General features: G+C 58.5%; 19 protein-coding genes. 13 read left to right on the forward strand and 6 right to left on the reverse strand.

What is annotated here, in order from left to right; all coding sequences use genetic code 11:
- Positions 1-148: 148 nt before the first annotated feature.
- Complete coding sequence (locus PJL69_RS02040; protein WP_271308166.1) at positions 149-1,276, forward strand: calcium-binding protein; 1,128 nt, start codon at positions 149-151, stop codon at positions 1,274-1,276.
- Between the two features lie 121 nt (positions 1,277-1,397).
- On the opposite strand, the gene PJL69_RS02045 is transcribed toward PJL69_RS02040, so the two are convergent.
- From PJL69_RS02045 to ccmI, 3 genes are read right to left on the reverse strand one after another with little or no spacing between them, the layout of a single operon-like run.
- The gene (locus tag PJL69_RS02045; protein ID WP_209095273.1) at positions 1,398-1,631 is read right to left on the reverse strand and encodes a DUF1289 domain-containing protein; all 234 of its coding nucleotides are present in this window, start codon (positions 1,629-1,631) and stop codon (positions 1,398-1,400) included.
- On the reverse strand, positions 1,628-2,110 hold the full coding sequence (gene ruvX, locus PJL69_RS02050; RefSeq protein WP_271308167.1) for a Holliday junction resolvase RuvX: 483 nt from the start codon (positions 2,108-2,110) through the stop codon (positions 1,628-1,630). The genes PJL69_RS02045 and ruvX overlap by 4 nt, the downstream gene beginning before the upstream one ends.
- Positions 2,107-3,336 (reverse strand): c-type cytochrome biogenesis protein CcmI, encoded by a 1,230-nt coding sequence (gene ccmI / locus PJL69_RS02055; protein WP_271308168.1) that lies wholly within the window; start codon positions 3,334-3,336, stop codon positions 2,107-2,109. Before ccmI ends, ruvX begins: the two co-directional genes overlap by 4 nt.
- 179 nt (positions 3,337-3,515) lie before the next feature.
- Between ccmI and PJL69_RS02060 the strand changes: the two genes are divergently transcribed.
- The 7 genes from PJL69_RS02060 to PJL69_RS02090 all read left to right on the forward strand — a co-directional run bounded on the left by PJL69_RS02060 (position 3,516) and on the right by PJL69_RS02090 (position 11,168).
- On the forward strand, positions 3,516-4,763 hold the full coding sequence (locus PJL69_RS02060; protein ID WP_271308169.1) for a sarcosine oxidase subunit beta family protein: 1,248 nt from the start codon (positions 3,516-3,518) through the stop codon (positions 4,761-4,763).
- Positions 4,764-4,778: 15 nt separating this feature from the next.
- Positions 4,779-5,108 carry a sarcosine oxidase subunit delta gene (locus PJL69_RS02065; protein WP_271308170.1) on the forward strand — a complete coding sequence of 110 codons (330 nt, stop codon included), beginning with the start codon at positions 4,779-4,781 and terminating at the stop codon, positions 5,106-5,108.
- A 67-nt stretch (positions 5,109-5,175) separates the two neighbouring features.
- Positions 5,176-8,190: a sarcosine oxidase subunit alpha family protein gene (locus tag PJL69_RS02070; protein ID WP_271308171.1), complete on the forward strand. Its 3,015-nt coding sequence runs from the start codon at positions 5,176-5,178 to the stop codon at positions 8,188-8,190.
- Positions 8,183-8,755 (forward strand): sarcosine oxidase subunit gamma, encoded by a 573-nt coding sequence (locus PJL69_RS02075; protein WP_271308172.1) that lies wholly within the window; start codon positions 8,183-8,185, stop codon positions 8,753-8,755. The genes PJL69_RS02070 and PJL69_RS02075 overlap by 8 nt, the downstream gene beginning before the upstream one ends.
- A 194-nt stretch (positions 8,756-8,949) precedes the next feature.
- Positions 8,950-9,549, forward strand: a complete 600-nt coding sequence (locus PJL69_RS02080; RefSeq protein WP_209095288.1) for a superoxide dismutase — start codon at positions 8,950-8,952, stop codon at positions 9,547-9,549.
- A gap of 251 nt (positions 9,550-9,800) precedes the next feature.
- Positions 9,801-10,253 (forward strand): host attachment family protein, encoded by a 453-nt coding sequence (locus PJL69_RS02085; protein WP_271308173.1) that lies wholly within the window; start codon positions 9,801-9,803, stop codon positions 10,251-10,253.
- 153 nt (positions 10,254-10,406) lie between these two features.
- The gene (locus PJL69_RS02090; RefSeq protein ID WP_271308174.1) at positions 10,407-11,168 is read left to right on the forward strand and encodes a siderophore-interacting protein; all 762 of its coding nucleotides are present in this window, start codon (positions 10,407-10,409) and stop codon (positions 11,166-11,168) included.
- A 3-nt stretch (positions 11,169-11,171) separates the two neighbouring features.
- On the opposite strand, the gene PJL69_RS02095 is transcribed toward PJL69_RS02090, so the two are convergent.
- Entirely contained in the window at positions 11,172-11,723 is a 552-nt protein-coding gene (locus PJL69_RS02095) for a TIGR00730 family Rossman fold protein (RefSeq protein WP_271308175.1), read from the reverse strand.
- A gap of 99 nt (positions 11,724-11,822) precedes the next feature.
- On the opposite strand from PJL69_RS02095, the gene PJL69_RS02100 reads away from it, so the two are divergent.
- The 3 genes from PJL69_RS02100 (at position 11,823) to PJL69_RS02110 (ending at position 16,951) form a co-directional block, all read left to right on the forward strand.
- Positions 11,823-13,568, forward strand: coding sequence for a LysM peptidoglycan-binding domain-containing protein (locus PJL69_RS02100; RefSeq protein WP_271308176.1), 1,746 nt, complete (start codon positions 11,823-11,825; stop codon positions 13,566-13,568).
- A gap of 84 nt (positions 13,569-13,652) precedes the next feature.
- Positions 13,653-15,470: an ABCB family ABC transporter ATP-binding protein/permease gene (locus PJL69_RS02105; RefSeq protein WP_271308177.1), complete on the forward strand. Its 1,818-nt coding sequence runs from the start codon at positions 13,653-13,655 to the stop codon at positions 15,468-15,470.
- 194 nt (positions 15,471-15,664) lie between these two features.
- On the forward strand, positions 15,665-16,951 hold the full coding sequence (locus PJL69_RS02110; protein ID WP_271308178.1) for an MFS transporter: 1,287 nt from the start codon (positions 15,665-15,667) through the stop codon (positions 16,949-16,951).
- A gap of 841 nt (positions 16,952-17,792) precedes the next feature.
- On the opposite strand, the gene PJL69_RS02115 is transcribed toward PJL69_RS02110, so the two are convergent.
- Both PJL69_RS02115 and PJL69_RS02120 read right to left on the reverse strand, forming a co-directional pair.
- Positions 17,793-21,653: an efflux RND transporter permease subunit gene (locus PJL69_RS02115; RefSeq protein WP_271308179.1), complete on the reverse strand. Its 3,861-nt coding sequence runs from the start codon at positions 21,651-21,653 to the stop codon at positions 17,793-17,795.
- Positions 21,653-22,924, reverse strand: a complete 1,272-nt coding sequence (locus tag PJL69_RS02120) for an efflux RND transporter periplasmic adaptor subunit (RefSeq protein ID WP_271308180.1) — start codon at positions 22,922-22,924, stop codon at positions 21,653-21,655. Before PJL69_RS02120 ends, PJL69_RS02115 begins: the two co-directional genes overlap by 1 nt.
- A 227-nt stretch (positions 22,925-23,151) precedes the next feature.
- On the opposite strand from PJL69_RS02120, the gene PJL69_RS02125 reads away from it, so the two are divergent.
- Positions 23,152-23,832, forward strand: a complete 681-nt coding sequence (locus PJL69_RS02125; protein ID WP_271308181.1) for a hypothetical protein — start codon at positions 23,152-23,154, stop codon at positions 23,830-23,832.
- Between the two features lie 41 nt (positions 23,833-23,873).
- Positions 23,874-25,175 (forward strand): PQQ-like beta-propeller repeat protein, encoded by a 1,302-nt coding sequence (locus tag PJL69_RS02130; protein WP_271308182.1) that lies wholly within the window; start codon positions 23,874-23,876, stop codon positions 25,173-25,175.
- Positions 25,176-25,220 lie beyond the last annotated feature (45 nt).

Raw genomic sequence — 25,220 nt, forward strand, 5'->3', positions numbered from 1 at the left:
TAACGCCTATCTTGCCGACAATCTGCGCGTCATTCCCGTATTAGATGCACAATAGAAACGGTGAACAACTCACCATTTATTTTCTTTAAAACTGTGCTTATAGCTGTACCGGGACTGTTTGCACCTATTGTATTTGAGGCATAACACTATGGAACTTCTGTTTTTGTTGGGGCTAGCAGCTGTTGGCGGCGCCGTGGTCATGGTCAGCGATTTTGATGACGATGGCGAAGATGAAGTTCCGTTTGAAGAACAAGAAGGCACCGATGAAGGGGACACACTCCTCGGTACCGAAGGGCGAGACCGCATCGATGGCGGCGCTGGCAATGACAGTATTGTAGGGGCCGGCGGCCAAGATGATCTTTCCGGCAGCGAAGGCGAAGATCGCATTGAAGGCGGTCCCGGCGCAGATCGCATCAACGGTGGCAGCGACAATGATGAGTTGCTCGGAGAGAATGGCAACGACACCATCCAAGCCGGCTGGGGCAATGACTCTGTGGATGGCGGCAGCGGCTCTGATCGTTTGGAAGGATCCAACGGTGATGACATGCTGCTGGGGGGTGACGACAACGACACGCTCCTGGGCGAAGATGGCAGTGACACTCTGCATGGCAATTTGGGCGAAGATTCTTTGAATGGCGGCAGCGGCTCTGACAGCCTGAAAGGCGGCGCAGGTGACGATACCGTTGAGGGGGGCAGCGGTGGCGACCTTCTCAAAGGGGGCGACGGTGATGACCTTTTGTTTGGAGAGGGTGGCGAGGACGAGCTTAATGGTGGTGCTGGCGCGGATTCACTTGAGGGCGCAAGCGGCAGCGACATTCTGTTTGGCGGCGATGGCGCCGACACAATGGTTGGCGGCGAGGGGGCCGATACGCTTTGGGGGGTTGGCTTTAGCGATAACTCCTTTGACTCTCCCGTTACAGACGACGGGGCGGCGGACACGCTCTTGGGCGGCGAGGGTGACGACGTTCTCTATGTAGGATCGGGTGACGAAGCGACTGGGGGTGAAGGGGAAGATTTTTTCCACGCTGGCAGTTGGGTTGATCCGGAAAACCTGCCCCAGATCACGGATTTCTCTTCCGAAGAGGATACACTGATCGTTGCTGTGCCGTCCGGCACTGAAGTCGAAAGTGTGACTGTAGTCGATTCTGCCACGCTCGGCGAAGGCTGGAACACTGTTTTGGTGAATGGTCAGGCCGTGGTTGAAGTGTTTGGAAGCCGTATCGGCGATATTGATGTGACCGTGCTGGAATCCGAACAGGTCACGGACGCGATCTAAATCTGTTGGGAGATGCTTGATCTATTGCGCATTTCTCCACACACAAGATGAAGTGAGAAAGGCGCGTTTCGACGCGCTTTTTTGCCTATAACCCCGTTGCCAAATGTAGAGTTGGCAGCGCTTACCCCTTCAGCCGTGCCGCCCGTCCGCCGCGTCGTTTTTTCAGGCGTGGTGCGCGGGTGGGCAGCTCGTCCATGATGGCACGGCGTTCATCGGATGTCATTTTCGACCAGCTTGTGATTTCACCAATCGTGCGCAGGCATCCGGTGCAAATCTTCTCTTCGGGATGCACAACGCATAGTTTAACGCAGGGGCTCTCCACCTCATTGCGTTGCCATACGGTGTCTTTGCTCACGTCGCGCTCCCCAGATGGTTCAAACGGTCCAACACACCTTGGAGAATATACGACGCAGCCACATGGTCGATGACCTCTGCGCGACGTTTGCGTGACGTATCCGCCTCCAGAAGCGCTCTTTCCGCGGCCACAGTGGACAACCGCTCGTCCCAAAAGCCGATAGGCACTGACACCAGCGGTGCCAGGTTTCGGGCAAAAGCACGGGTGGATTGGGCGCGTGGGCCTTCCGTGCCGTCCATATTGCGTGGCAACCCCAGGATGATTCCGCCGATCGCGCGCTCATTGAGCAGTGTCACCAGCCGTTGCGCATCCACGCCAAATTTCTTGCGTTTCACGGTTTCAATCGGTGTCGCCACTGTGCGCAGCCCATCGCTGATCGCGACGCCAATGGTCTTGGTGCCAAGATCGAGCCCCATCAGGGCAGTCATGGGGCTGAGCTGTGGGGCGAGCTCTTCGATGCTTTCAAAAATGGGGGTCATTGTAACAGTCCTGCTCTTTCAGCACCCGCGCGTACAATTTCCAGAGCTTCAGGTACAGAGGCAAAGACCTGCTGCGCCTCGGTCCAGATCGCTTGCGCGCGGGCGGTTTCCCCCAGAACGCCATAGGCGCTGATCAACTGTGCCCATTCCTGCGGTGTGCCGCCCTCGGTCGCGAGCCGGTCAGATAGCCCCGCGACCATGCTTTCAATCATCGCCTGACGGTCTTCTGCCGTCAGCTCCTGCGCGGCGGCGACATCGTCTTCGGAAGGGCCAGCCACAGCCGCATGCGGGGCAGGGGGCATTTTATAATCCACACCCGCATACCAGGCGAGTTCAGAGATTGTGCTGCGGATCGCTGGCACCCAGGGGGCCTCCGCCGGGCTCTGGCGCAACACCTGATCCCACAGGCGGAATGCAGCGTCTGGTCGCCCATTCTGCCACATCATCAGGCCCAGATAATAGCGGCCCAGATTGTTAAGCGGATCAAGCTGCAGCGCTGCGCGCAGGCTCGCCTCCGCCTCAGGGGAGACATAGTTCTGCGCCGCTGCAATCAGCAGGTTGGCATGTAACACATAGTCCCCTGCGGTGGCTGCATCGCCCTTCAACGCGAGCACTTGCGCCTGCGCCGCATAGGCGGCTTTGTGGTTGCCCAGCGAGGATTCATTGCGCGCCAGAAGGCTCTGGCCGCGCAGATCATCAGGGTTGTCTGCCACAGCTTTACGCAGTTTTTCCATCAACTCGGCAAATTCTGGATCCGGCTCAAGCGCGGGAGTTGGGGTTTGCTCCGCTTCAATATCGGCCTGACTGGGCCGCGCCTTCATCTGTTCAGACAATGTTTCAAAGCGCACTTGCAAGGGCATGTCAGGGTGCCCCGGCACCCCAAGCCACAGATAGAGCCCAAAGCTCGCTCCGATCACAGCGGCCACCAGAAGCGCGGCAAAAGCCTTTGTACTGCCAGTGGAGGTCTGCGCCTCGGCGTCGTGTTTTTGCATTTGCGCATCGGCTGCCAGAATGCGGCGCGCGATCTCTGTGCGCATCCGTTCGGCATCGTCTTCTGCAAGCACACCCCGCGCCAGATCGCGGTCCACTTCTTTCAGCTGGTCACGATACACCCGCAGGTCATAAGCGGCGGGATGTTCTTCGTTTTCGCGACGTTTCAGCATCGCAACGGCAAGCATCGCTGCTGTTGTTCCAACCAGCGCAGTGGCAACAATCCAGAAAATCATGGGCTCTCCATAAGGTTGGCTTTCATGTAGTGTCGCCCAGCGGCGCGGAAAAGGGAAAATCCGCCATCTGGCACCCCATGTCGCAACCAAGCCTCAAATGGGCGCTTTATCCGCCGACGCCCTTTAACCAAAAAGACCATATACTCAGATAAGTACGCCTCATATCGGAATCACGCCTCATGAGAAGATATTCAGCCTTTGCTATCGCCCGCGAAGCCGCCCGCTACCACACTGGTTGGGAGCGCGCATGGCGGTCACCGGAACCCAAGAAAAAATACGATGTGATCATCGTTGGCGCAGGCGGGCATGGCCTCGCCACCGCCTTCTATCTGGGCAAGAACTTCGGTATCACCAATGTGGCGATCATCGAGAAGGGCTGGCTTGGCGGCGGCAATACTGGTCGGAACACCACGATCATCCGCTCCAACTATCTGCAGGATCCTTCTGCAGCGCTCTATGAAAAGGCGCGCTCACTTTATGAGACCATGTCTCAGGATCTGAACTACAACGTCATGTTCTCGCCACGTGGTGTGATCATGCTGGCGCAGACCGAGCACGAAGTGCGCGGTTATCAGCGCACCGCACATGCCAACGCCCTGCAGGGTGTGCAGACCGAGTTCATCGGCCCGGAACGTGTGAAAGAGCTGGTGCCAATTATCAACCTTGATGGCCCGCGTTATCCTGTTTTGGGCGGCCTCTGGCAGGCGCGCGGCGGCACGGGCCGTCACGATGCGGTAGCTTGGGGCTATGCCCGTGCCTGCTCTGACATGGGCATGGACATCATCCAGAAATGCGAAGTGACCGGCGTGCGCCAAGAAGGCGGCAAGGTCACCGGCGTAGACACCACCAAAGGCCCGATTGACTGTGACAAGCTTGGCCTTGTTGTGGCGGGCAACTCTGGCGATCTTGCCAATATGGCGGGCTTCCGTCTGCCGATGGAATCTGTTGCGCTTCAGGCGCTGGTGTCTGAGCCGATCAAACCCTGCATGGATGTGGTTGTGATGGCCAACACCGTGCACGGCTATATGTCTCAGTCTGACAAAGGCGAGATGGTGATTGGCGGCGGCACAGACGGGTTCAACAACTACACCCAGCGCGGCAGCTTCCATCACGTTGAGGAAACCGTGCGCGCATTGGTCGAAACCTTCCCGATGGTCAGCCGCCTGAAAATGCTGCGCCAGTGGGGCGGTATCGTAGATGTGACCGGCGACCGCTCTCCGGTGATTGGCAAAACCCCGCTGGGCAACTGCTTCATCAACGCAGGCTGGGGCACCGGCGGCTTTAAGGCCATTCCGGGCGGCGGCTGGGCCACGGCCGAGCTGATCGCCAAAGGCGAGCCGGGTCCGCTGTCTGCGGAATTTGGTATGGAACGTTTCATCGAAGGCCGCTTCATCGACGAAAGCGTCGCGGCTGGCGTGGCACACTAAGGAAAGGGTGCAGATATGCTGACACTTCAATGCCCCTATTGCGGCGTCTGGGCCGAAGAAACTGAACTGCACGCCGAAGGCGAGGCGCACCTGAAGCGCTTCGGTCCCGGCTCCAGTGACGATCAGTTCGAAGGCTACCTCTTCATGCGCGAAAACCCAAAGGGCGTGCATTTTGAGCGCTGGCGCCACTCCAACGGCTGCGGCAAGTTCTTCCATGCGGCGCGGTGCACCATGACCCTGCAGGTCTTTGGCACCTATTCGGCCCAAACACTGGAGCCCCCGCAAGAGATCAAGGACAAAATCAGCGAAACATACCCCGGCTGGAGCTGGCGCGAGTTTTCCTGATTTACCCTCTGCTGAAATATGCCCGCCAGAGGCATCTGGCGGATCAACCCACACAAAGGGCTGACACATGAGCACAAGACTTTCCACAGGCGGGCGCCTGCTCAATCGCTCCAAACAGGTGAGCTTCACCTTCAACGGCAAGCAGATGGCCGGCTATGAAGGCGATACACTGGCCTCAGCACTTCTGGCCAATGACCAGATGCTGATGGGCCGGTCGTTCAAATACCACCGTCCTCGCGGCGTTGTGGCCTCCGGTGCCGAAGAACCAAACGCTTTGGTCAACCTCGGGCAGGGCGGCAGATTTGAGCCCAACCAACGCGCCACCACCACAGAGCTGTTCAATGGTCTGTCTGCAACGTCGCAGAACCACTGGCCCAGCCTTGAGATGGACGTGGGCGTGGTCAACAACTACGCCGCGCGCTTCCTGCCTGCGGGTTTTTACTACAAAACCTTCATGGCGCCTGCGGCTGCGTGGAAACATGTGTTTGAGCCGATTGTGCGCCAGTCTGCCGGCCTCGGCAAAGCGCCCAAAGACCGTGACGTCGATCGCTATGAGCATTTCTATGCCTTCTTTGATGTGGTTGTTGTGGGCGGCGGCATCGCCGGTCTTCAGGCGGCGAAAGCCGCAGGCGAAGCCGGTGCCAAGGTTCTCTTGATCGAGCAAACCGCCCATTGGGGTGGCCGCGCTGCTGTTGACGGAGGCACTGTGGATGGCCAGGAGGCCGCAGATTACATCGATGCCACCGTCGCAGCGCTTGAGGCTATGAACAATGTGACCTTGCGCAACCGCATGATGGGGGCAGGGGTCTATGACCACGGTTACGTGCTGGGCTATGAGCGCATCACCGACCACGCCCCGCTTATGGATGGCCCACGTCACCGTCTGTGGCGCATCCGTGCCAAACAGATTGTGACCGCCACAGGTGCGATTGAACGCCCGCTGTCTTTCGCAGGCAACGACATTCCCGGCGTGATGCTGGCCAGCGCCCTGCGTGACTATGTGGTGAACTTCGGTGTGTCCTCCGGTGACCGCACAGTGGTTGTGACCAACAATGACGACGCCTATCGCACCGCGATTGCACTGAAAAAGGCAGGTCTGGAAGTCCCCGCGGTGATTGATGCCCGTCCAGAAGGCGGCGGCGCGCTGATGGAAGAGGCCAAAAACCACGGTATCCGTGTTGAGGTTGGCAAGGCCATCGCCAAGGTCAAAGGCGGCAAACGCGTGACTGGTGTGGCCATCTGCGCACAGGCTGGCGAAGGCGCAGTTCTGGAAGAGCTGTCCTGTGACGCGGTGGCCATGTCCGGCGGCTGGTCTCCGGTGGTGCACCTCTGGTCCCACTGCGGTGGCAAACTGATCTGGGATGAGGCGCAGGCCCATTTCCGCCCCGATACCTCCCGTGCGCCCACCAGCCACGATGGCAAGCCATTTGTCGCCACCGCTGGCAGCGCAAGCGGCCCGCTTGGTCTGGCTGAGGTTCTGGCAGACGCCCATGCCGCAGGTGCGGCAGCCGCAGCGGCCACCGGTGCAGAGGGTGCTGCTTCCGCAGCCCCAACCGGTGAGAGCTCCGCAGAGGCCGCGATGCAGGCCGTGTGGCTGATGCCACAGGGTGCTGGCCCGAAACTGCGCATGAAAGCGTGGCTCGATTATCAGAACGACGTGAAAGTCTCTGATGTGCGTCTGGCGGCACAGGAAGGCTATGAAAGCGTCGAACACACCAAGCGTTACACCACGCTTGGTATGGCAACCGATCAGGGTAAGTTGAGCAACATCAACGGCTTGGCGGTGCTTTCTGATGCGTTGAACCAGCCGATCCCAGCCACCGGAACCACCACGTTCCGTCCGCCATACACCCCGATCTCCATGGGCGCGATTGCCGGGGAAGCCCGCGACGAAGTGTTCCAACCGCTGCGCCGTACCCCGATCCACGACTGGCACGAAGCCAACGGCGCATTCTTTGAGCCCGTCGGCCACTGGCGGCGTCCTTACTGCTTCCCGCGCACCGGCGAGAGCCACGCAGAGGCGGTGACCCGCGAGATCCGTCAGACACGCGACAGCGTCGGCCTGCTGGATGCCTCCACGCTTGGAAAAATCATCGTCAAGGGCCCGGATGCGGGCAAATTCCTCGACATGATGTACACCAACATGATGTCCACGCTGAAGCCGGGCAAATGCCGCTATGGTCTGATGTGTAACGAGAACGGCTTCCTGATCGATGACGGCGTGGTCGCGCGCATCGATGAAGAGACCTTCCTGTGCCACACCACCACCGGCGGCGCAGACCGCATTCACGGTTGGATGGAAGACTGGCTGCAATGTGAGTGGTGGGACTGGAAAGTCTACACCGCCAATGTGACCGAGCAATATGCGCAGATCGCCGTTGTGGGCCCCAACGCCCGCAAAGTGATCGAGAAACTCGGCGGTGAAATGGACGTCTCCAAAGAAGGTCTGGCCTTCATGGAGTGGAAAGACGGCAAGATCGGCGAATTTGACGCCCGCGCTTACCGGATCTCCTTCTCTGGCGAGCTGTCCTACGAAATCGCCGTGCCAGCCAGCCAGGGCCGCGCCTTCTGGGATGCGCTTCTGGACGCGGGCAAAGAGTTCAACATCATGCCTTACGGCACTGAAGCGTTGCACGTGATGCGGGCTGAAAAAGGCTTCATCATGATTGGGGACGAAACCGATGGCACCGTGATCCCACAGGATCTCAACATGCAGTGGGCGATCTCCAAGAAGAAAGAGGATTTCCTCGGCAAACGCGCCCAAACGCGTGACCATATGGCGTCCGACGATCGCTGGAAACTTGCGGGTTTTGAAACGCTGGATGGCTCGGTCATCCCGGATGGCGCTTATATCGTGGCGGATGGCAGCAATGCCAACAACCAGCGCAATGTGCAGGGCCGTGTGACCTCCACATATTACTCGCCCACCTTGGACCGTGGCATTGCCATGGGCCTGATCCATGGCGGTATGAAACGCCTTGGCGATGTGGTGGCGTTCAACAAAGTGGACGGCGGCACAGTAGAGGCCAAAGTGATCGATCCAGTGTTCTATGACAAGGACGGGGAGAAGCAGAATGTCTAATGCAGTGAGCGCGCTCTCCGGCGCAAAATCCCAGGGCTTCGCAACGGTTGAGGAAACCGGCCTGCGCGGCATGATCACCCTGCGCGGCGATCTCGCCAGCGCAGAGATTGCCTCAGCTGTCAAAGCAGCCACCGGTGCAGACGTGCCAGCACAGCGCAAAGTGTCTGTCGGCGACAAAGGCGCGGTGGCGTGGATGTCTCCTGACGAGTTGCTGGTGATTGTGGCATATGACGAGGCCCTGTCTGTGACCGCACAATTGACCGAGGCGCTTGCAGGCGTGCACTCGGCGGTCACCAATGTGTCCGACGCGCGTGCGGTGTTCCGTATCTCTGGCGATGCCAGCCGCGATGTACTGGCCAAAGTGGCCCCCGTGGATTTCGCCTCTGACGCCTTTGGCGTGGGCGACATGCGCCGCACCCGCATTTCGCAGGTGGCCGCCGCCATCTGGGGCAATGAGGACGGCAGCTTTGAGATCATCTGCTTCCGCTCCGTAGCGCAATATGTCTTTGACGTGCTGCGCATCTCCGCCGCAGAGGGCGGTGAGGTCGGCTTTTACGCAGACTGATCCGATGTCTTTCTGACATCGGCTGACTAAGAAACCGGATCAGGGCTTTCATGGCCCTGACCCCAATCCCAAGACACGGCGCGGGGTTAGGACGCTGTGATTTCGACAAGTTATTCTCTTTGCACTTGACGTTACCTGCCATTCGCCCCCATCTGTCATCACATAAAATTCGCGCAACAGAAGAGGACGCTGCAATGGCTTTCGAACTTCCCGATCTTCCTTATGCTCACGACGCTCTGGCCGACAAAGGTATGTCTGCAGAAACCATGGAATTCCACCATGACCTGCACCACAAAGCCTATGTTGATAACGGCAACAAGCTGATCGCTGGCACCGAGTGGGAAGGCAAAACGATGGAAGAGATCATCGTTGGCACCTACGACGCAAACGCCGTGGCGCAAAACGGCATCTTCAACAACATCTCCCAGCTGTGGAACCACAACCAGTTCTGGGAAATGATGGGCCCAGGCGAAAGCAAAATGCCAGGTGAGCTGGAAGATGCGCTGAAAAAGACGTTCGGCTCCATCGAACAGTTCAAAACCGAGTTCGCCGCAGCAGGCGCAGGTCAGTTCGGCTCCGGCTGGGCATGGCTTGTGAAAAACGCAGACGGCTCTCTGGCAGTGACCAAAACCGAAAACGGTGTGAACCCACTGTGCTTCGGCCAGACCGCGCTGCTGGGCTGTGACGTGTGGGAGCACTCCTACTACATCGATTACCGCAACAAGCGCCCAGCGTACTTGGACAACTTCCTGAACAACCTGGTGAACTGGGAAAACGTCGCATCCCGGATGTGATCGTTTGACTTAGTTACAAGATTGGCCCGTCAGACTGTGTCTGGCGGGCTTTTTGTTGCCAGCTGCATGCCGAACGAAAGATCAGCAAACGCATAAGCATCTTCTCGCCGGTGGGCGCGCCATGTGAGCCGCCTCTCATTGAATAGGGCGCTGGCGTCCTTATCTTCTGAACATGGGAGGAACGCAGAGTATCAATCAACAATACCGCAGGTCTTCCCTTTTGTTTCTGTGAAATTGAGAGGAGTTCATCAATGGGTATCGTGTCAAAAGGCACTTGGGTTGTTGTTGCAGATGGTGAAAAGGCGTTAATTTACAAAAACGTGGCCACCGCTTTTGATCCTCGATTCCGATTGGTTACCTCGCTCACATCGCAACACCTTGATCAGCAGATTGCATCAGATCGCCCCGGGCGTCGCACGGACGGGGGGCCGGGGCAGAAATCCGCGATGGAACAGACCGATCAACAGCGCCGTGCTCTGACCCGGTTTGCCCAGGATCTTGCAGAGCGTTTGCTGCAACAGGAACGCCGGGGTAAATATCCCAAGCTGGTGCTCGTGGCTGCGCCGCAGGTTATGGGCGCCTTGCGTCGTTGTCTGCACAAATCGGTGCTCAACAAAGTGGTTGCGCAGATTGATAAAACCCTGACCAATCACAAACGCGAAGGGCTCGAACGGGTGCTCAAGTCAGAGCTCGTTGCGGTCTGACGGGCTTGCCCTTATGGCGCTGTACAACTGGCGCATCTGACCTATGTGCGTTCTTCTTTCAGGCGAACGCACATCCCGCTGAAAATATACTTGATTAAAAGTATCAGATTCACATAGTTGATCCAGAATTGGTATTTCAGAGCAGGATCAACTATGCCCAGACCTCAACCCAGAATGCTCGAAGTGCTGCGCACAGAGATGGTGACCCCCAATATGAGGCGCGTGGTGTTTGGCGGGCAGGAGATCACGACGATCCCCGAAGGCTATGAAGGTGGCTATATCAAGCTGATCTTTCCCGATGCGCCGCACAGCACCCCGGATCGTGTGGTGATGCGCACTTATTCTATTCGCGCATTTGATGCCGACAAAGGGGAGATGGCGGTGGATTTTGCCTTGCACGGCGACGCAGGCGGGCTGGCCACCGATTGGGCCATGACGGTGCAGCCGGGTGATCGCATCCTGATCGGCGGGCCGGGTTCAGTGAAAATGGTGGATCCTGCGGCAGATTGGGTCATGCTTGCGGGTGACATGACCGCGATCCCGGCGCTGATGTGCAACTTTGAGCGTCTGACGGCAGACACCAAAGGCTATGTCGTGATTGAAATCACCTCAGAAGCGGACAAACAGGATCTGAACCTGCCTGAGGGCATTGAGCTGCATTGGGTGATCAATCCCACGCCGGAAAAGCTTGAGGGCAAGCTGGTGGAACAGATCAAAGCGCTGCCATGGCTTGAGGGGCAGGTCAGCGTCTGGACCGCATGTGAGTTTGACAGCATGCGCGCGCTGCGCAGCTACTATCGCACGGATCGCGGCGTGGGCCGCGACCAGATTTATCTCTCAAGCTATTGGCGGGCAGGGCGCACGGAGGATCAGCACAAGGTCGACAAACAGGTCGACAGCGCAAAAGCCGCCTGAAGCTTAGGCAAGGGCGGTGTCTAGCATCGCCTGAAGCTCGCTCACATCGCCCGCGACCTGCACAAAATCGCGCAACGAGGCATCCGCAAAGCCTTGCGCGATCACATGATCCACAAGCCCCATCAACGGGTCCCAGAAGCCGTTCACATTCAGCAGCACGATGGGTTTGGCGTGCAGCTTGAGTTGCCGCCATGTGAGCACCTCAAAGAACTCATCAAGAGAACCTGCGCCCCCCGGCAAAACCACAATCGCATCACAATTCATAAACATGACTTTTTTGCGCTCATGCATGTTTTCGGTTACGATGAAATTGGTCAGGTCGGTTTTGCCCACCTCCCATTCCAGCAGGTGTGTTGGGATCACGCCGAAGGTCTCTGCACCAGACGCCTGCGCCGCGTTTGCCACGGCGCCCATCAAGCCCACGTCACCCGCGCCGTAAACCAATCGCCAGTTCTTTTCGGCAAAGCTTGCGCCAAAGGCTTCTGCGGCCGCCTGATAGGCCGCATCAGTGCCGGAACGTGAGCCGCAAAAGACACAGATCGAGCGTGTAGCCATGAAATTCTCCAATATCATCAATGCTGTTTTGACCACAAATAGAGGGGTTGATACTGTCTCTCAACCGAGAGAACGACAGAATTTGGGGGTTTGTCGGCGATGACAGAGAAAGCGTCAGGTCTGGGCGGAAATGTTGCCTGGGTGGCCGGAATTGTGGTGGCGATGGGCGTGTCTGTCTATGCGTTGGTGGCCAGCGGTGTGCTTGATGGCAGCGCGGTGGAGGACACAAGCGAGGCCACCACTCAAAGCGCCCCTGCGCCAGAAGCGACAGCAGAAACCGTCGCGCAGGCCCCGGCCGAAGACGTCACCGAAGCTGAAGCCGCTGAAACAGAAAAGACAGCATCCACGGCAACCACCGACGCGCAAGACGGCGCAGAAGCCGTGACAGCCCCGAGCTTTGATCTCGTGCGTGTGGATGCCGAGGGCAACACCGTAATCGCCGGGGCGGCTGCCCCAAATGCGATTTTGGCCATTCTGCTGGATGGCGTGGAAATTGCGACCTCTCCAGCCGACAACACCGGCCAGTTTGCCGCGGTCCTCTCCATCGCTCCCAGCGAAGCGCCACGCGTGCTGTCGTTGATTGAGCGGCGTGATGCAGGTGATGTGCCCTCTGATGCCACTGTGATCGTGGCGCCCGTGCTGTCTGTCGCCGCTCCAGTTGCAACAAACACCGAGCAGACAGCAGCAGCCAGTGAAGATGTGGCCAGCGTTGCCGCAGAGGATGCGCCAGCACCGGGCACCGCAGAAGACACCGCAAAAGACACCGCTGAAACAGCCGCGGCTGACACGGCTGCGCCTGCCGCCAAAGCGCCCGCTGTGATCGTGTCTGACTCCGAAGGGGTGCGGGTCCTGCAACCTGCCTCTACCGCAGATACCGCGCCAGAAGTTCTGGCGGCGGTCTCCATCGATTCCATCAGCTACACAGACACAGGGGCCGTGATGGTGTCTGGCCATGGCGCAAAGGGCCGTGTTGTGCGGCTTTACCTGAACAATGATCTGGCCGCAGAGGCCGCGATTGATGACACGGGCATGTGGACCAGTCAGCTGTCGGATGTGGCGGGTGGTCTCTATGAAATGCGCGCTGATGAGGTGGATGAGAGCGGTAAAGTGACCTCGCGCATCCTGACGCCGTTTAGGCGCGAAACCCCTGAAACCGTGGCCCGCGCGCGTGCGCAGGCCGATGCCACCGCTGCCAATCAGCCCACAACCGCGTCGCAAGGAGCCCCTGAGGGCAGCGCGCCAGCGGCTGACGCAACGCGAGAAACCACAACAGAGGCAAGCGCAGAAGCGCAGCAGCCAACCCCATCGACGCCACCAGCAGGGGGTGAAGCGGTCGAAACTCCAGCGGAGGAGGGCGCCGACACGGCCTCGACCACTGCGCCCGTTGAGACTGCGCTGGCGGACGCCGCGGACACGCAGAGCAGCGCGCCAACCTTGGCCGCCTCTGAAACAGCCGCCACTGAGTCTGTTACCACTGAGACAGAGAGCGTGCCGCCAGCCGTCGCGGCAGAAAACACTGCACAACCTGCGCAGCCAACAGCAGAAGACACGACTGCGCTGGCCACCGCGACCGACGACGCACCAGTGGCGCAAAGCGCGGACACTGCAGACAGCACGCCTGCCGTGGCAGCCCCCGCGCAACCCGATGTCGCCGTCTCTGCGGATGTCGCGCAGCCCGCAGTTCAAATCGTGACGGTTCAGCCGGGCTCAACCCTCTGGGCGATTGCGCGCGACAACTATGGCGAAGGGCTTTTGTATCTGCGCGTCTTCGAAGCCAACAAAGAGAAAATTCTCAATCCAGATCTGATCTATCCGGGCCAAGTCTTTACGGTGCCGGAACAATAACCGTCTGATCGCAGCGCGGGGGGTGGCAAGTTCCCCGCCCAATGCTTAAGTTTGCCCAGCTCACCCACAAGCAAGGCAAGCAGCATGTCAGACACCAACATCAGCAATCGTGAGCAGGCGCAGGAAGAGCGCCGTTCCAACATGCGGATCATTCGCAGCGTGCTGCCTTACATCTGGCCAAAGGGCGAGACAGGTCTGCGCGTGCGCGTGATCTGCGCGATTCTGGCGTTGGTGATGGCCAAAGTTGTCGCAGTGTTCACCCCCATGCTTTACAAAAGCGCGGTGGACACATTGGCAGGCGAGGGCGTGCCAGTTTTGGCGCTTGGCGCGGTGGGGCTGACACTCGCTTATGGCACCAACCGGCTGTTGGCGGTGGGCTTTGATCAGCTGCGGGATCTGCTTTTTGCCAAGGTCAGCCAGCGCGCACTGCGCCGATTGGCGCTCACCACATTCCGGCACATTCACGCGCTGAGCCTGCGCTATCACCTGACGCGGCGCACGGGCGCGCTCAGCCGTATTATGGATCGCGGCGTCAAAGGCGTGGCCTTTCTGCTGCGGTTTTTGCTGTTTTCCATCGGGCCTCTGTTTTTAGAGCTGATTATGATTTGCTCTGTGCTTGCGGCGCTGTTTGACTGGCGCTTCCTCGTCGTTGTGGCAGGCACCATGGTGATCTATGTCTGGTTCACCTTTGCGGTCACCGAATGGCGCCTGCGCATCCGCCGCGTGATGAATGACCGCGACAATGAGGCCAGCCAACGCGCGATTGACAGCCTGCTGAACTTTGAGACGGTGAAATACTTTGGCGCTGAACGGCGCGAGGCCGCCCGGTATGATGAGGCGATGGCAGGCTATGAAGCCGCCGCCGTGAAAACCACCAACTCGCTTGCTGCAATCAATTTTGGGCAGGCGTTTATCATCAACGCGGGGCTGGTCGCTGTCATGGCCATGGCCGCCATGGGGGTGGCTGATGGTGAGTTCACAGTGGGCGACTTCGTGATGGTCAACGCCTACATGCTGCAGGTGATTGCGCCCTTGAATTTCTTGGGGTTTGTTTACCGTGAAATCCGCCAGAGTCTGATGGACATGGGGCAGATGTTTAATCTGCTGAACGACAACGCAGAGATCGCGGACAAACCAGACGCCAAAGCGCTCAAGGTATCTGGGGGCCACATCTCCTTGGAAAACATCGCATTCGGTTATGAAGACGACCGCGCCATTCTGAAAGATGTGAGCCTTGATGTGCCGGGCGGACAGACAGTGGCCATTGTTGGCGCGTCAGGTTCTGGCAAATCCACCATCGGGCGGCTTTTGTTCCGCTTCTATGATGTGCAGGACGGCGCGCTGCGCATCGACGGGCAAGACGTGCGCGATGTGACACAGGAAAGCCTGCACAATGCCATCGGTGTGGTGCCTCAGGACACGGTGCTCTTTAACGACACCATCCGCTACAACATTGGCTATGGCCTTGCCGGGGCCAGCGAAGCAGAGATCATCGCCGCCGCGAAATCTGCGCAGATCCATGATTTCATCTCTGCCTTGCCAGAGGGCTATGACACCATGGTCGGCGAACGCGGTCTGAAACTCTCCGGCGGGGAAAAACAGCGCGTTGGCATCGCGCGCACGCTTTTGAAGAACCCGCCGATCCTGTTGCTGGACGAGGCCACCTCTGCGCTCGACACTGAAACCGAGCAGGGCATCAAAGAGGCGTTGGCGCGTGCCGGTGAGGGCCGCACTGTGATCACCATCGCCCACAGGCTTTCCACCATTGCCGAGGCCGACCGCATTGTCGTGCTGGAGCAGGGTGAGGTGATTGAGCAGGGCACCCACACAGCTCTCTTGGAACAGCAGGGCCGCTACGCCCAACTCTGGGCGCGCCAACAGGCTGATGAGGACGCGGCATAAAGCAAAGCGCACACAAGGGCATCTCGCGACCAGCCGACGTCTCAAGGTGTTTGTCGTCTCCGCCGGCGAAGTGGCCTCCTGCGCATAGGGCAGGCGCGAGCATCCGTTGTTGTCACATCCCCCTGCGGCAAGCGGGCACAGAGCCCCACACCAAATCTATTGTGTGGCGCGGTTGAAACGGTGATGTTGCAACTATGGCTATAGAAACTGAGTTTTCCTTCGCGGCGCTGCCCGCTCCAGCCCGGCGCCACATTCGGGTGTTTCAGACACACCAGTTTCTGGATCGTTTTGCGATGGGTTTGACTGTTGCGGTTGTGGCGCTGGCGTTGACAGACCGTGGCATGGATCTTGTGCAGGTTTCGCTGCTCTTTGGGGTCTATTCGCTCACCACCATGACAATGGAGCTGCCCTTCGGTGGTCTGGCAGACAGCATCGGACGCAAACCGGTTTTTCTGGCGGCAGTCATTGCCAGTCTGCTGTCGCTTGTGCTGTTCCTAGCAACCCGCGACTTCCATATTCTGGCGCTCTCCTTTGCCTTCATCGGATTTGGCCGCGCGCTGCGCTCTGGCACGTTGGATGCATGGTTTGTAGAAACCTTTCAGACAGCTGCGCCCCATGTGGATGTCCAGCCCGCGCTGGCCAAAGCGCAGTCAGCCAATGCCATCGGATTGGCTGTTGGCGCAGTTCTTGGCGGGTTTCTACCGGATGTCTTCGGTGGCTTTGCACAAAGCCACGGTTTCAGCGCCTATGATGTCTCTTATGCAGCAAGCTTTGCCGTGATGCTTGGGGTGTTTCTGTTCACGCTCTTGGCGATTGAGGAACCTGCGCGCCCTGTGAACTTTGCTGCGCTCAGGCAAGGATTTGCAGATGTCCCCACGGTGATCAAAGACGCCTCTCTTCTGGCCTTAAAACATCCAACCCTGTCCCTGCTCTTGGCCGCATTGGCGTTTTTCCTGATGGCAACCAACCCGGTTGAGGTGATCTGGCCAACCTTTGCCAAACCAATGTTGCAGCAGGGCTATGCAAACACCACCATCGGGGTGTTGACCGCGACCTACTTCTTCTCGATTGCGTTTGGCGCCGCTCTGTCGCCCTATGTCAGCAAGATCTTCAAACGACAGCACGCACTGACCCTGGCGGGGACCTTCATCTGCCTTGCAGCGGTGCAAATCGCGCTGGCACTGCAGGGCGAGATCTTTGGCTTTGCAATCGTCTTCGGCCTGTATTCGATGTGCCTTGGCATCAGCGAGACCCCCGCCAGCAGCATTCTGCACCGCTGCGTTGACGACCGTCAGCGCTCAACCATGCTCTCTCTGAAATCACTCATTCAACAGCTGGGCGCCGCACTCGGATTGGTGGCCGCCGGGGCCATTGCAGAGATCTACACAACCCCTGTGGCTTGGATGGCTGGTGCTGTGTTTCTTCTCATAGCCGCGCTCCTTGCGCTGGTTTTGGCCAAAAGACTGACCACAGAAGACTGAAATCTAACTCAAACACCGGCACTTCAGCAAAGGCGACCGGTCATTGTTTGCGATGGTGTGTGATGCACAGAAATCCCTCCTCAGCGGCGCGAAGCTAATTTCTGGTGAGAGTGAGTGAACACTGTTGCTGGGAAAACTCCACTATCCCTTATCAATGGCAGGGCATCTTCCTTGCGGCACCGCGCGTCGAAGGGTCCGATTGTGTGTAGACATGTTGTTGCCCTTCTCCAATGCAATGCCTGGCCCCGTTACTAGAACGCGATACTTGCATCCAACAAAAAGCGCGTCGTGAAGTTCTCCTCTGGAGGGGCCAAAGATATGAAGCCAAGCTGTCTGAGGAAGTTCGAAACTACCATGGTCAGACATGATGAGGCCGCAGTAATCTACTGCGTTCTGCGGTGTGCTGGATCTGTATTCGGGCCATATTTTATTGAGTCTACGGGACACTCTTTTCCGACAGTCTCGAGCAGTGTCGACCATCGTGATTGTCACAACGGCTGTCTGCCGAATGAAAAGAGATGGAAAGGCCGTTGCGCTTATCAAGACGAAGAGAAGAAGGGCCATAACCAACGCCAAACGGCTAAGGGCGACAAGCTTCTGGCGCTCCGGTTGCTGCGCTGAATTCAAGATATGTCTCCCCAAACCCCGACTTCATCAAGGCGATCTTGACCGCCCCCTGAATAGATATGTGTCGGTGAAATGAGGCCAAAATATGTACCGATCGGCACCGTCTGTGTACTCAACTGCGCTTGGTATCTGCACCGCAGGGAACGTATCATTACCAAAAAACAAAAGCCCCACGAGCATAGCGGGGCTTTTGCTGGATTTGGTTTCTGACGGTTCACTCTGCGGCTTGAACACCGCTTGCGTCAGGGGTGTCATTGGCGGCCGCTTTGGCCCCCATACGCGGCGCTTCAACCTCCGGTGCGAGCTCGGTTGGGTCGAGTGCCCCGTCATCTGTCTTGCGCGGTTTCGTCTCAAACGCGGCATCATCCCAAAGCAGCACAGGGTGCCTTACCTTGCGGGCTTCACGGCGCAGGGCCCAGTCCTGACCCGCGCGCGAGGCGCGGCCCATGGACAGACGAGCGAGCAGCTGCATCAGCCAGCCAAAATAGGTGCTTGCCCAGACCCGCAGCGCCAGCATGGACGGGGTGAACACCAGCGTCAGCACCGTCGCAATGCCAAGCCCGAACACCACCGCCGTGGCCAGCTGTTTCCACCAGAGCGAGGTTGGGCTGTCGATCGAATAGCCGCCATTGAGGAAATCAAGGCTCAGGCCAAACATCATTGGCGCAAGGCCCGCCATGGTGGTGATGGTGGTCAAAAGCACCGGGCGAATGCGGCTTTGCGCGGTGCGCACAATCGCCTCAATCCGGGGCATGTATTGGCTGTATTCCTGATAGGTGTCGATCAGAACAATGTTGTTGTTCACCACTATCCCCGCCAGGGCCACGATGCCGGTGCCGGTCATGATGATGGAGAAGGTCTGATCCATCACCAGCATGCCAACAAGCACGCCAGCCGTAGACAGAACCACCGCCAAAAGCACGAGAACCGCGTTGTAAAAACTGTTGAACTGCGCCAGCAGGATCACAAACATCAGCCCCAAAGCAGCAGAGAAGGCGCTGGTGAGGAAGGCACCAGATTCTTCCTGCTCTTCCTGATCCCCGGTCCACTCCCAGCTGACAGAGCTGTCAAAGGGGGTGGTTTCCAACCACGTGGTCAATGCTGCAATACGCTCCGTTGGGGTCACCGGCACTTTACGCGCGCCGTCTGTCAGAGCCGTGCGTACGTCATTCACGCTTTCCGCTTCAAGCAGAGTGAAGATTTCATAGCGTTCGCCGGTGTCTGCGGTGATCACATCGCCGGTGGGCACGGTACCTTCGACCACTTCACGCACCAATGCATGCGCCACGATCTCTTCGCCATCCCCAGTCTCAAGCTTGATCAGCCCCGGCTCAATATCCGCCTTCACGTCATAAAAGCGTTCCTGATCAATGCGGCTGATGGAGGCGCGTTTCTTCACCGGGGTGCGGGTGATGAAGTTGGACAGTGGCACAAGGCCCTCGTTGGTGCGCACCTTGATGCTGTCCAGCGTTGACAGCACTCGGTCATCCTCTGGCAGGCGCAGTCGGATTTCGATCTCCTCGTCGCTGCTGTCCACACGCATCGTATCAAGCAGGATACCGCGGGTGACAAGCTGCACCATCGCGCCCACGGTTGCCACATCCGCGCCATAGCGCCCGGCTTTTTCCACATCTACGTCGATCTGCCAGTCGATGCCGGGCAGGGGCAGTGTGTCCTCCACCAATGTCAGACCGGGGGTGGATTCAAAGGTGTCTCGGGCGGCGAGTGCTGCGGCGTTCAGACCATCCCAGCCATCACCACGCAAACGCAGATGGATCGGCTTGCCTGATCCCGGACCCTGTTCAATCGGTTTGGTTTCCACAAAGAAGCCCGGCAGAAGCGCGAGTTCTGCGTTCAACTCGTCAAGCACACGGTTGCCCGCAAATTCCGGCGCGGTGACCTCACGTTCCAGCAAGTCAAAGAACCATTTTTCGCGCACAGTTGGGCGTTCATCCCATGGAATGATCTCAAACTGCACCTGACCGATGGTGTCAGGTGGGGTGTTCTCACCGCCGCCCGGTCCACCTGTGTCGAGACCGCCTTCACCCGCGAAGGAGAACACATTCACAACCGCAGGGTGGGCCATGATGATCTCTTCAGCCGCGCGCACCATGGCGTCTTTTTCTTCTAGCGACAGGTTCCCGCGCGCCCGTACAAAGGCAGAGGCTTGCTCCGGCTCGGTCTCCACAAAGAACTCAACGCCGTTGTTGTTTTCGCCAAAGTAGTTGATCACGCTAAAGACTGTGAAAATCACCGCCACGATGGCCACGATTGGCATGACCGGATTTCCAACGATAAAGCGGATCAGACGGCCAAAGGCGTTCAGCCGGAACCCACTCTGTATGCCTGACTGTTTGAAGCGCAATTCTGCCGCGCTCAGCGTGATAGACGCCGCAAAGGCTGACAGCACGAACAGAATGCCGCCCACCAACAGAGGGGCCATGCCGCCGCTGCCCTCTGGCAGCAAATAGGCCGGGTTCAGCATCTGCATCACGCCAGAGAACATGCCCCACAGTGCCACAGGCACCAGTGCGGCTCGGACAACCCAAGGCAGCCGGCCGCGCAATACCTCCGAGGCACGCGCAAACATCCGGCTCATGCGACCCGAAATACCGCCCACAACAGGCAGATAGATCAGCGCGACAAGCAGCGAAGCTGACAGAACAAAAATCATCGTAACGGGCAGCATGCCCATGAATTCACCGGGCACACCGGGCCAGAACAACATGGGGAGGAATGCGCAGAGCGTGGTCGCCGTGGAGCTGACAATCGGCCAGAACATGCGCTGTGCCGCCTCCACATAAGCGTGCATCGGGCCGGTGCCTTCTTTGATGCGTTTGTCGGCGTATTCCACCACCACAATCGCGCCATCCACCAGCATGCCAACCGCAAGGATTAGGCCGAACATCACCATATTGGAAATGGTCACGCCCATCACCGCAAGGAAGGCAAAACACAGCAGGAATGACGCGGGAATGGCAAAGCCAACCAACATCGCCGCGCGGCTGCCCAGAGCGGCCAGAATGACAATCATCACCAGCGCCACCGCGGTCAGCACAGAGCCTTCGAGCTGGCGCACCATCGAGCCAACCGTGCGGCTTTGGTCGTTAGACGTGCCCACCTGAACCGCCGCATTCAGCTCTTCCGGCCAGCTTTTCTGTGCTTCTGCCAGCGTGGTTTTGATCTGCTCTACCGTATCGATGATGTTGTAGCCTTTGCCCTTTACGATCTGCAAAGCGACGGTTTTCTCACCATCAAACCGCGCGGTGCCGGCGCGGTCTTCAAAGGTAAAGTTGATTTCAGCCAGATCCCCGAGCGTGATCACCCGGTCGCCATTGGTTTTGACCGGCAGCGCATAGATGTCTTGAACCCCATCAAAAGAGGAGGGGATTTTGACAGAGAATGTGCCCTGCGCGGTGTCCACTTCGCCCGCCGCGATCAACTGGTTGTTGTTGCGCACAACGTTGATCACTTCCAGCGCGGTGATGTTGTAGGATTCCAGCCGCAGCGGGTCGATCACCACCTCAACCATTTCATCACGATTGCCCGCAATCGGGGCTTCCAGAACCGCATCAATCGCTTCGAACTCGTCTTGCAGGTCTTTGGCAAGGCGCGCCATTGTCCGCTCAGGCACATCTCCGGTCAGGTTTACGATGACAATCGGAAACTCAGAGAAGTTGATCTCCGTGATGGTGTATTGCTCTGCACCATCAGGGAAATTTGCCTGCGCGGTGTTCATGGCGTCGCGCACATCAGCAATGGTTGCGCTCTTGTCCCAGCCAAAATCGAATTCCAGGAGCAGAGAGGCGTGGTTTTCAGATGCGATACCCGTCATCTGGTCCAGACCATCCAGATCGACCGCCTCGGTCTCCATGGGTTTCACCAGCAGGCTTTCCGCGTCTTCTGCCGAAATTCCGGGGAAACTCACCGACACATAAAGGATCGGAATGTCGATGTCTGGCTCACCTTCTTTGGGCAAGCTTTTGTAGGACAGCGCGCCGATCACAAGGGAAATGGCGATGAACGCCAGAATCATACGGGCACGTTCAGAGGCCCAGGTGATGGCGCCTGTCATCAGTTCACCTCCCGATAGGTTGGATTGACCTCGACGCCGGTTGTCACGAATTCTTGGCCGACCACAATCACATTGGCCATCTCCGGCAACCCGCCAAGCCAGACACCATCGGTGCCATCGCGCAGAATGTCTGTGGCCGCAAAGAACACTTCGTTGTTCTCATCCACAAGGCGCACCCCCAAAGTGCCCTCGTCATTCAGCGTCAGCGCAGATTGCGGCAATAGATGCGCGGCGGCACCATCAGCAGAGATGGCAATCTCTGCGGTCTGGCCATCGCGAATGCTCAGGTCCGGGTTTGGCACCGCAATCTCAACCCGGAAGGTGCGGGTTGTTTCATCTGCGGAGCGCGACACAAAGGTGACCTGGCCGGCGACCTGTTGTCCGGTCGTCAGACGCGCTTCTGCCAGGGCCCCTTCATAGACGCGTGAAATCTCCGTTTCCGGAACAAACCCAACAATGCGGATCGGGTCCAGACGCAGAACAGTTCCACAGAGGGTGCCTTGCTGCATCAAGCTGCCAAGCTCGGCGGTTTTGCTTTCCAGCAGCCCATCAAAGGGCGCCGTGATGGTGAGGCGTTCGATTTCTTTCTCCGCGGCAGCCACAAGCGCCATCGCTGATTCGATTCCGGCCTGTGTCGACTCAAGTCCCGAGGTCGCAGACTGAACCGACGCCTCAGCCGCGCGCACACTTGCGGCGGCGCTGGCAACACGGGTTGAGGACGCAAAGCCGCCTTCGGAGAGCTTGCGGGCCGCATTGTCGTTGATCAACGCCTCTTCAAGGCGGGCTTCAGCTTCAATTTTTGCGGCTTCGGCGCTGGGGATTCGCGCTTTGGCTTCGCTCAATCTTGCGCGTGCCTCTGCAAGCACCGCCTCTCGGGTGCCCACATCAAGGCGGCAAAGCTGTTGTCCCGCGCTGACGCTGACGCCGCGGCGCAGCGGCTCTGAAATCACCAGCCCGGCTGTTTCCGCACGCACTTCCACTTCGCGATCGGCTTGGGTTTCTCCGCGCAGGATCACCGCACTGTCGATCTCACGCGCTTCACTGCGCAACGCCACAACCCGGATCAGCGATTTGTCTTGGGCGGCAGGATCGGACGACGCGTCACCTGTGTCTTGCGCAGAGGTGATCGTTTGTGAAGAGGTGTCAGCCTCTGCATCTGATAGATCAGCGTTGCCACTACTGGCAAATGCCAAAAGGCGCTCGCGTTCTACCACGATCATAAAAAGAAAACCCGTGACCAAGATCGCGGTGAGGAACGGAATTAGTCGCATCTGCTGTTCCCTGTGTGTTTGGGGCGCTTTGCACGCACACGAAATATTGAGCGATATATTGGAGCTTCCCGAAGGAGAAACAACCTATACTACGCAATTTTGAACTCATCAGTTCAAAAAATGTCAACACTATGAAAAACCAGCGCCGATTTGCGTGCAAGCCGCCCGGGTACTTGGCACTTTCAAAACAAAACGATAAGACAAAGCGAACCAATAGGAGAGCAGGCGTGAGCAACACCGACAGTTTCATCGAAGAAGTCACCGAAGAAGTCCGTCGTGACCGTCTGTTCGCTTTGATGCGCCGGTATGGGTGGATCGCTGTTTTGCTGGTGATTGCGATTGTTGGCGCAGCGGCTGCAAACGAAGTGCGCAAGAACAATGCGCGGGACGCGGCACAGAAATCAGGCGATGCCATCATTGCTGCTGTGTCCTCCAGCGACACTGAGGCGCGCGTCGCCGCACTCTCTGAACTGAAGACCGACTCACCTGATGCACAGATTGTGTCTGACATGCTGCTTGCGGCGCACCAGATTGAACTGGGGGAGGGCGCACATGCAGCCGCCACGCTCGAAGGTATTTCGACCAGCGGTTTGGACATGCCAGAGATTTACCGCCAGATCGCAGCCTTTAAGTCTGTGCTGGCTGAGGGGCAGGACACACCTGTGGCAGAGCGCCGTCTGGCGCTTGAATCTCTGGCAGCACCGGGTGCGCCTTTGGCATTGCTCGCACGAGAGCAGCTGGCCCTGCTGACACTCGAAGAAGGCGACGCCGAAGGTGCAATCGCCCAACTTCAGGACTTGATCCAGGACGCCGCAGTCACTGCGGGCTTGCGCAGCCGCGCATCCCAGTTGATTGTGGCACTGGGTGGTACACCGGCCCAGACCAATGGGCTGGCCCTTGGTCAGTGAACCAACAGATTTAAGACGAAAAAGGTGTGGGGGCCTGTGCAGTGACACGTAAGACTTTGATGCTGGCAGCGGTGGCCGCAGCAGCGCTGCTCTCAGCCTGCGCCGAACCAGAGATTGTTCTGCCCGGAGCACGGGAAGATCTGGTGCAGCAGCCTGAGGTGCCTGAAAACCAAAGCCCGGCGATCAAGTTGCCTGCGCAGGTGCAAAATGCCGAGTGGACGCACCGGATTGGGTCCCCAAAATATCGCACCGCAAACGCGGCGCTTTCAGCGCAGCCCAATCTCCTTTGGTCCTCATCCATCGGTCAGGGCGAAACGCGCAAAACCCGGATCACAGCAGACCCGGTGATTGCAGACGGGCGTATCTTCACAGTGGATGCAGAGGCCACAATCAGCGCCACAACCACGTCGGGCGAACGCCTATGGAGCCGCGATCTCACCTCTGTGCAGGATAAAACGGGCCAGGCGTCCACAGGCGGTCTCGCCTATGGCGATGGCAAAGTGTTTGTGACCACAGGATTTGGCGCGCTCACCGCGCTGGATCCCGCCACCGGCGCCGTGCTTTGGGAGCAAAAACTGCAATCCGTCGGCAGTGGCACACCCACCGTTTATGACGGACTGGTTTATGTGGTGTCTGGGGATGCCACTGGCTGGGCCCTTGAAACTGATACCGGCCGTGTCGCATGGCAACTTCTTTCGCTGCCCAACGTTCAAAACGTGCAAAGCCCCGCAGCTCCGGCTGTGACGGATCGTCTTGTGCTCTTCCCATATGGCTCAGGTGAGCTTCAGGCGGCCTTCCGTCGGGGCGGTGTGTCCCGCTGGACTGCGGGTCTGTCAGACGTGCGCCCGGGGCGTTCGGTCAATACCGTGGGGGACATCTCAAGCGATCCGGTTGTGGTTGGCAACACCGCTTATGTGGCGAACCACTCTGGCCGTATGGCAGCCTTTGACATGGAAACTGGCCAGCGCAACTGGACAGCTGATCACGGCGCGCTCAGCCCGGTGTTCCCAGCGGGTGGGTCGCTATTCTTGGTCTCAGAGCGCAATGTGCTCCTCCGTGTAGATGCACGTGATGGCACCCGGATCTGGGGCGTACAGCTTCCGACTTTCGTGAAGGACAAGCCGCGCAAACAATCGTCGATGCACGTGCACTACGGCCCCATCCTGGCCGGTGGTCAGCTGGTTGTGGCCTCCTCTGATGACAAGCTGCGCTTTTACAATCCGCAGAACGGATCCCTGTCACACACCGTGGATCTTCCCGGCGGCGCTGCCACAAACCCGATTGTCGCAGGTGGCGTGCTGTATGTTGTGAACCGCAAAGGTCAATTGTACGCTTTCCGTTGACGCAATAATGGTATATCGGAGCGACTTCAGACGTTCCGGAGATCT

It is taken from the genome of Shimia sp. MMG029, from assembly GCF_027947445.1.
Lineage (GTDB): Bacteria > Pseudomonadota > Alphaproteobacteria > Rhodobacterales > Rhodobacteraceae > Shimia.

Excerpts from the sequence above, each read along its gene's own strand:
- PJL69_RS02105 (WP_271308177.1), top strand. The coding sequence starts at position 13,653 with ATGTCAGACACCAACATCAGCAATCGTGAGCAGGCGCAGGAAGAGCGC.
- PJL69_RS02070 (WP_271308171.1), top strand. The coding sequence starts at position 5,176 with ATGAGCACAAGACTTTCCACAGGCGGGCGCCTGCTCAATCGCTCCAAA.
- PJL69_RS02095 (WP_271308175.1), bottom strand. The coding sequence starts at position 11,723 with ATGGCTACACGCTCGATCTGTGTCTTTTGCGGCTCACGTTCCGGCACT.
- PJL69_RS02075 (WP_271308172.1), top strand. The coding sequence starts at position 8,183 with ATGTCTAATGCAGTGAGCGCGCTCTCCGGCGCAAAATCCCAGGGCTTC.
- PJL69_RS02115 (WP_271308179.1), bottom strand. The coding sequence starts at position 21,653 with ATGACAGGCGCCATCACCTGGGCCTCTGAACGTGCCCGTATGATTCTG.
- ccmI (WP_271308168.1), bottom strand. The coding sequence starts at position 3,336 with ATGATTTTCTGGATTGTTGCCACTGCGCTGGTTGGAACAACAGCAGCG.
- PJL69_RS02080 (WP_209095288.1), top strand. The coding sequence starts at position 8,950 with ATGGCTTTCGAACTTCCCGATCTTCCTTATGCTCACGACGCTCTGGCC.
- PJL69_RS02085 (WP_271308173.1), top strand. The coding sequence starts at position 9,801 with ATGGGTATCGTGTCAAAAGGCACTTGGGTTGTTGTTGCAGATGGTGAA.
- PJL69_RS02040 (WP_271308166.1), top strand. The coding sequence starts at position 149 with ATGGAACTTCTGTTTTTGTTGGGGCTAGCAGCTGTTGGCGGCGCCGTG.
- PJL69_RS02060 (WP_271308169.1), top strand. The coding sequence starts at position 3,516 with ATGAGAAGATATTCAGCCTTTGCTATCGCCCGCGAAGCCGCCCGCTAC.
- PJL69_RS02065 (WP_271308170.1), top strand. The coding sequence starts at position 4,779 with ATGCTGACACTTCAATGCCCCTATTGCGGCGTCTGGGCCGAAGAAACT.
- PJL69_RS02110 (WP_271308178.1), top strand. The coding sequence starts at position 15,665 with ATGGCTATAGAAACTGAGTTTTCCTTCGCGGCGCTGCCCGCTCCAGCC.
- PJL69_RS02120 (WP_271308180.1), bottom strand. The coding sequence starts at position 22,924 with ATGCGACTAATTCCGTTCCTCACCGCGATCTTGGTCACGGGTTTTCTT.
- ruvX (WP_271308167.1), bottom strand. The coding sequence starts at position 2,110 with ATGACCCCCATTTTTGAAAGCATCGAAGAGCTCGCCCCACAGCTCAGC.
- PJL69_RS02090 (WP_271308174.1), top strand. The coding sequence starts at position 10,407 with ATGCCCAGACCTCAACCCAGAATGCTCGAAGTGCTGCGCACAGAGATG.
- PJL69_RS02100 (WP_271308176.1), top strand. The coding sequence starts at position 11,823 with ATGACAGAGAAAGCGTCAGGTCTGGGCGGAAATGTTGCCTGGGTGGCC.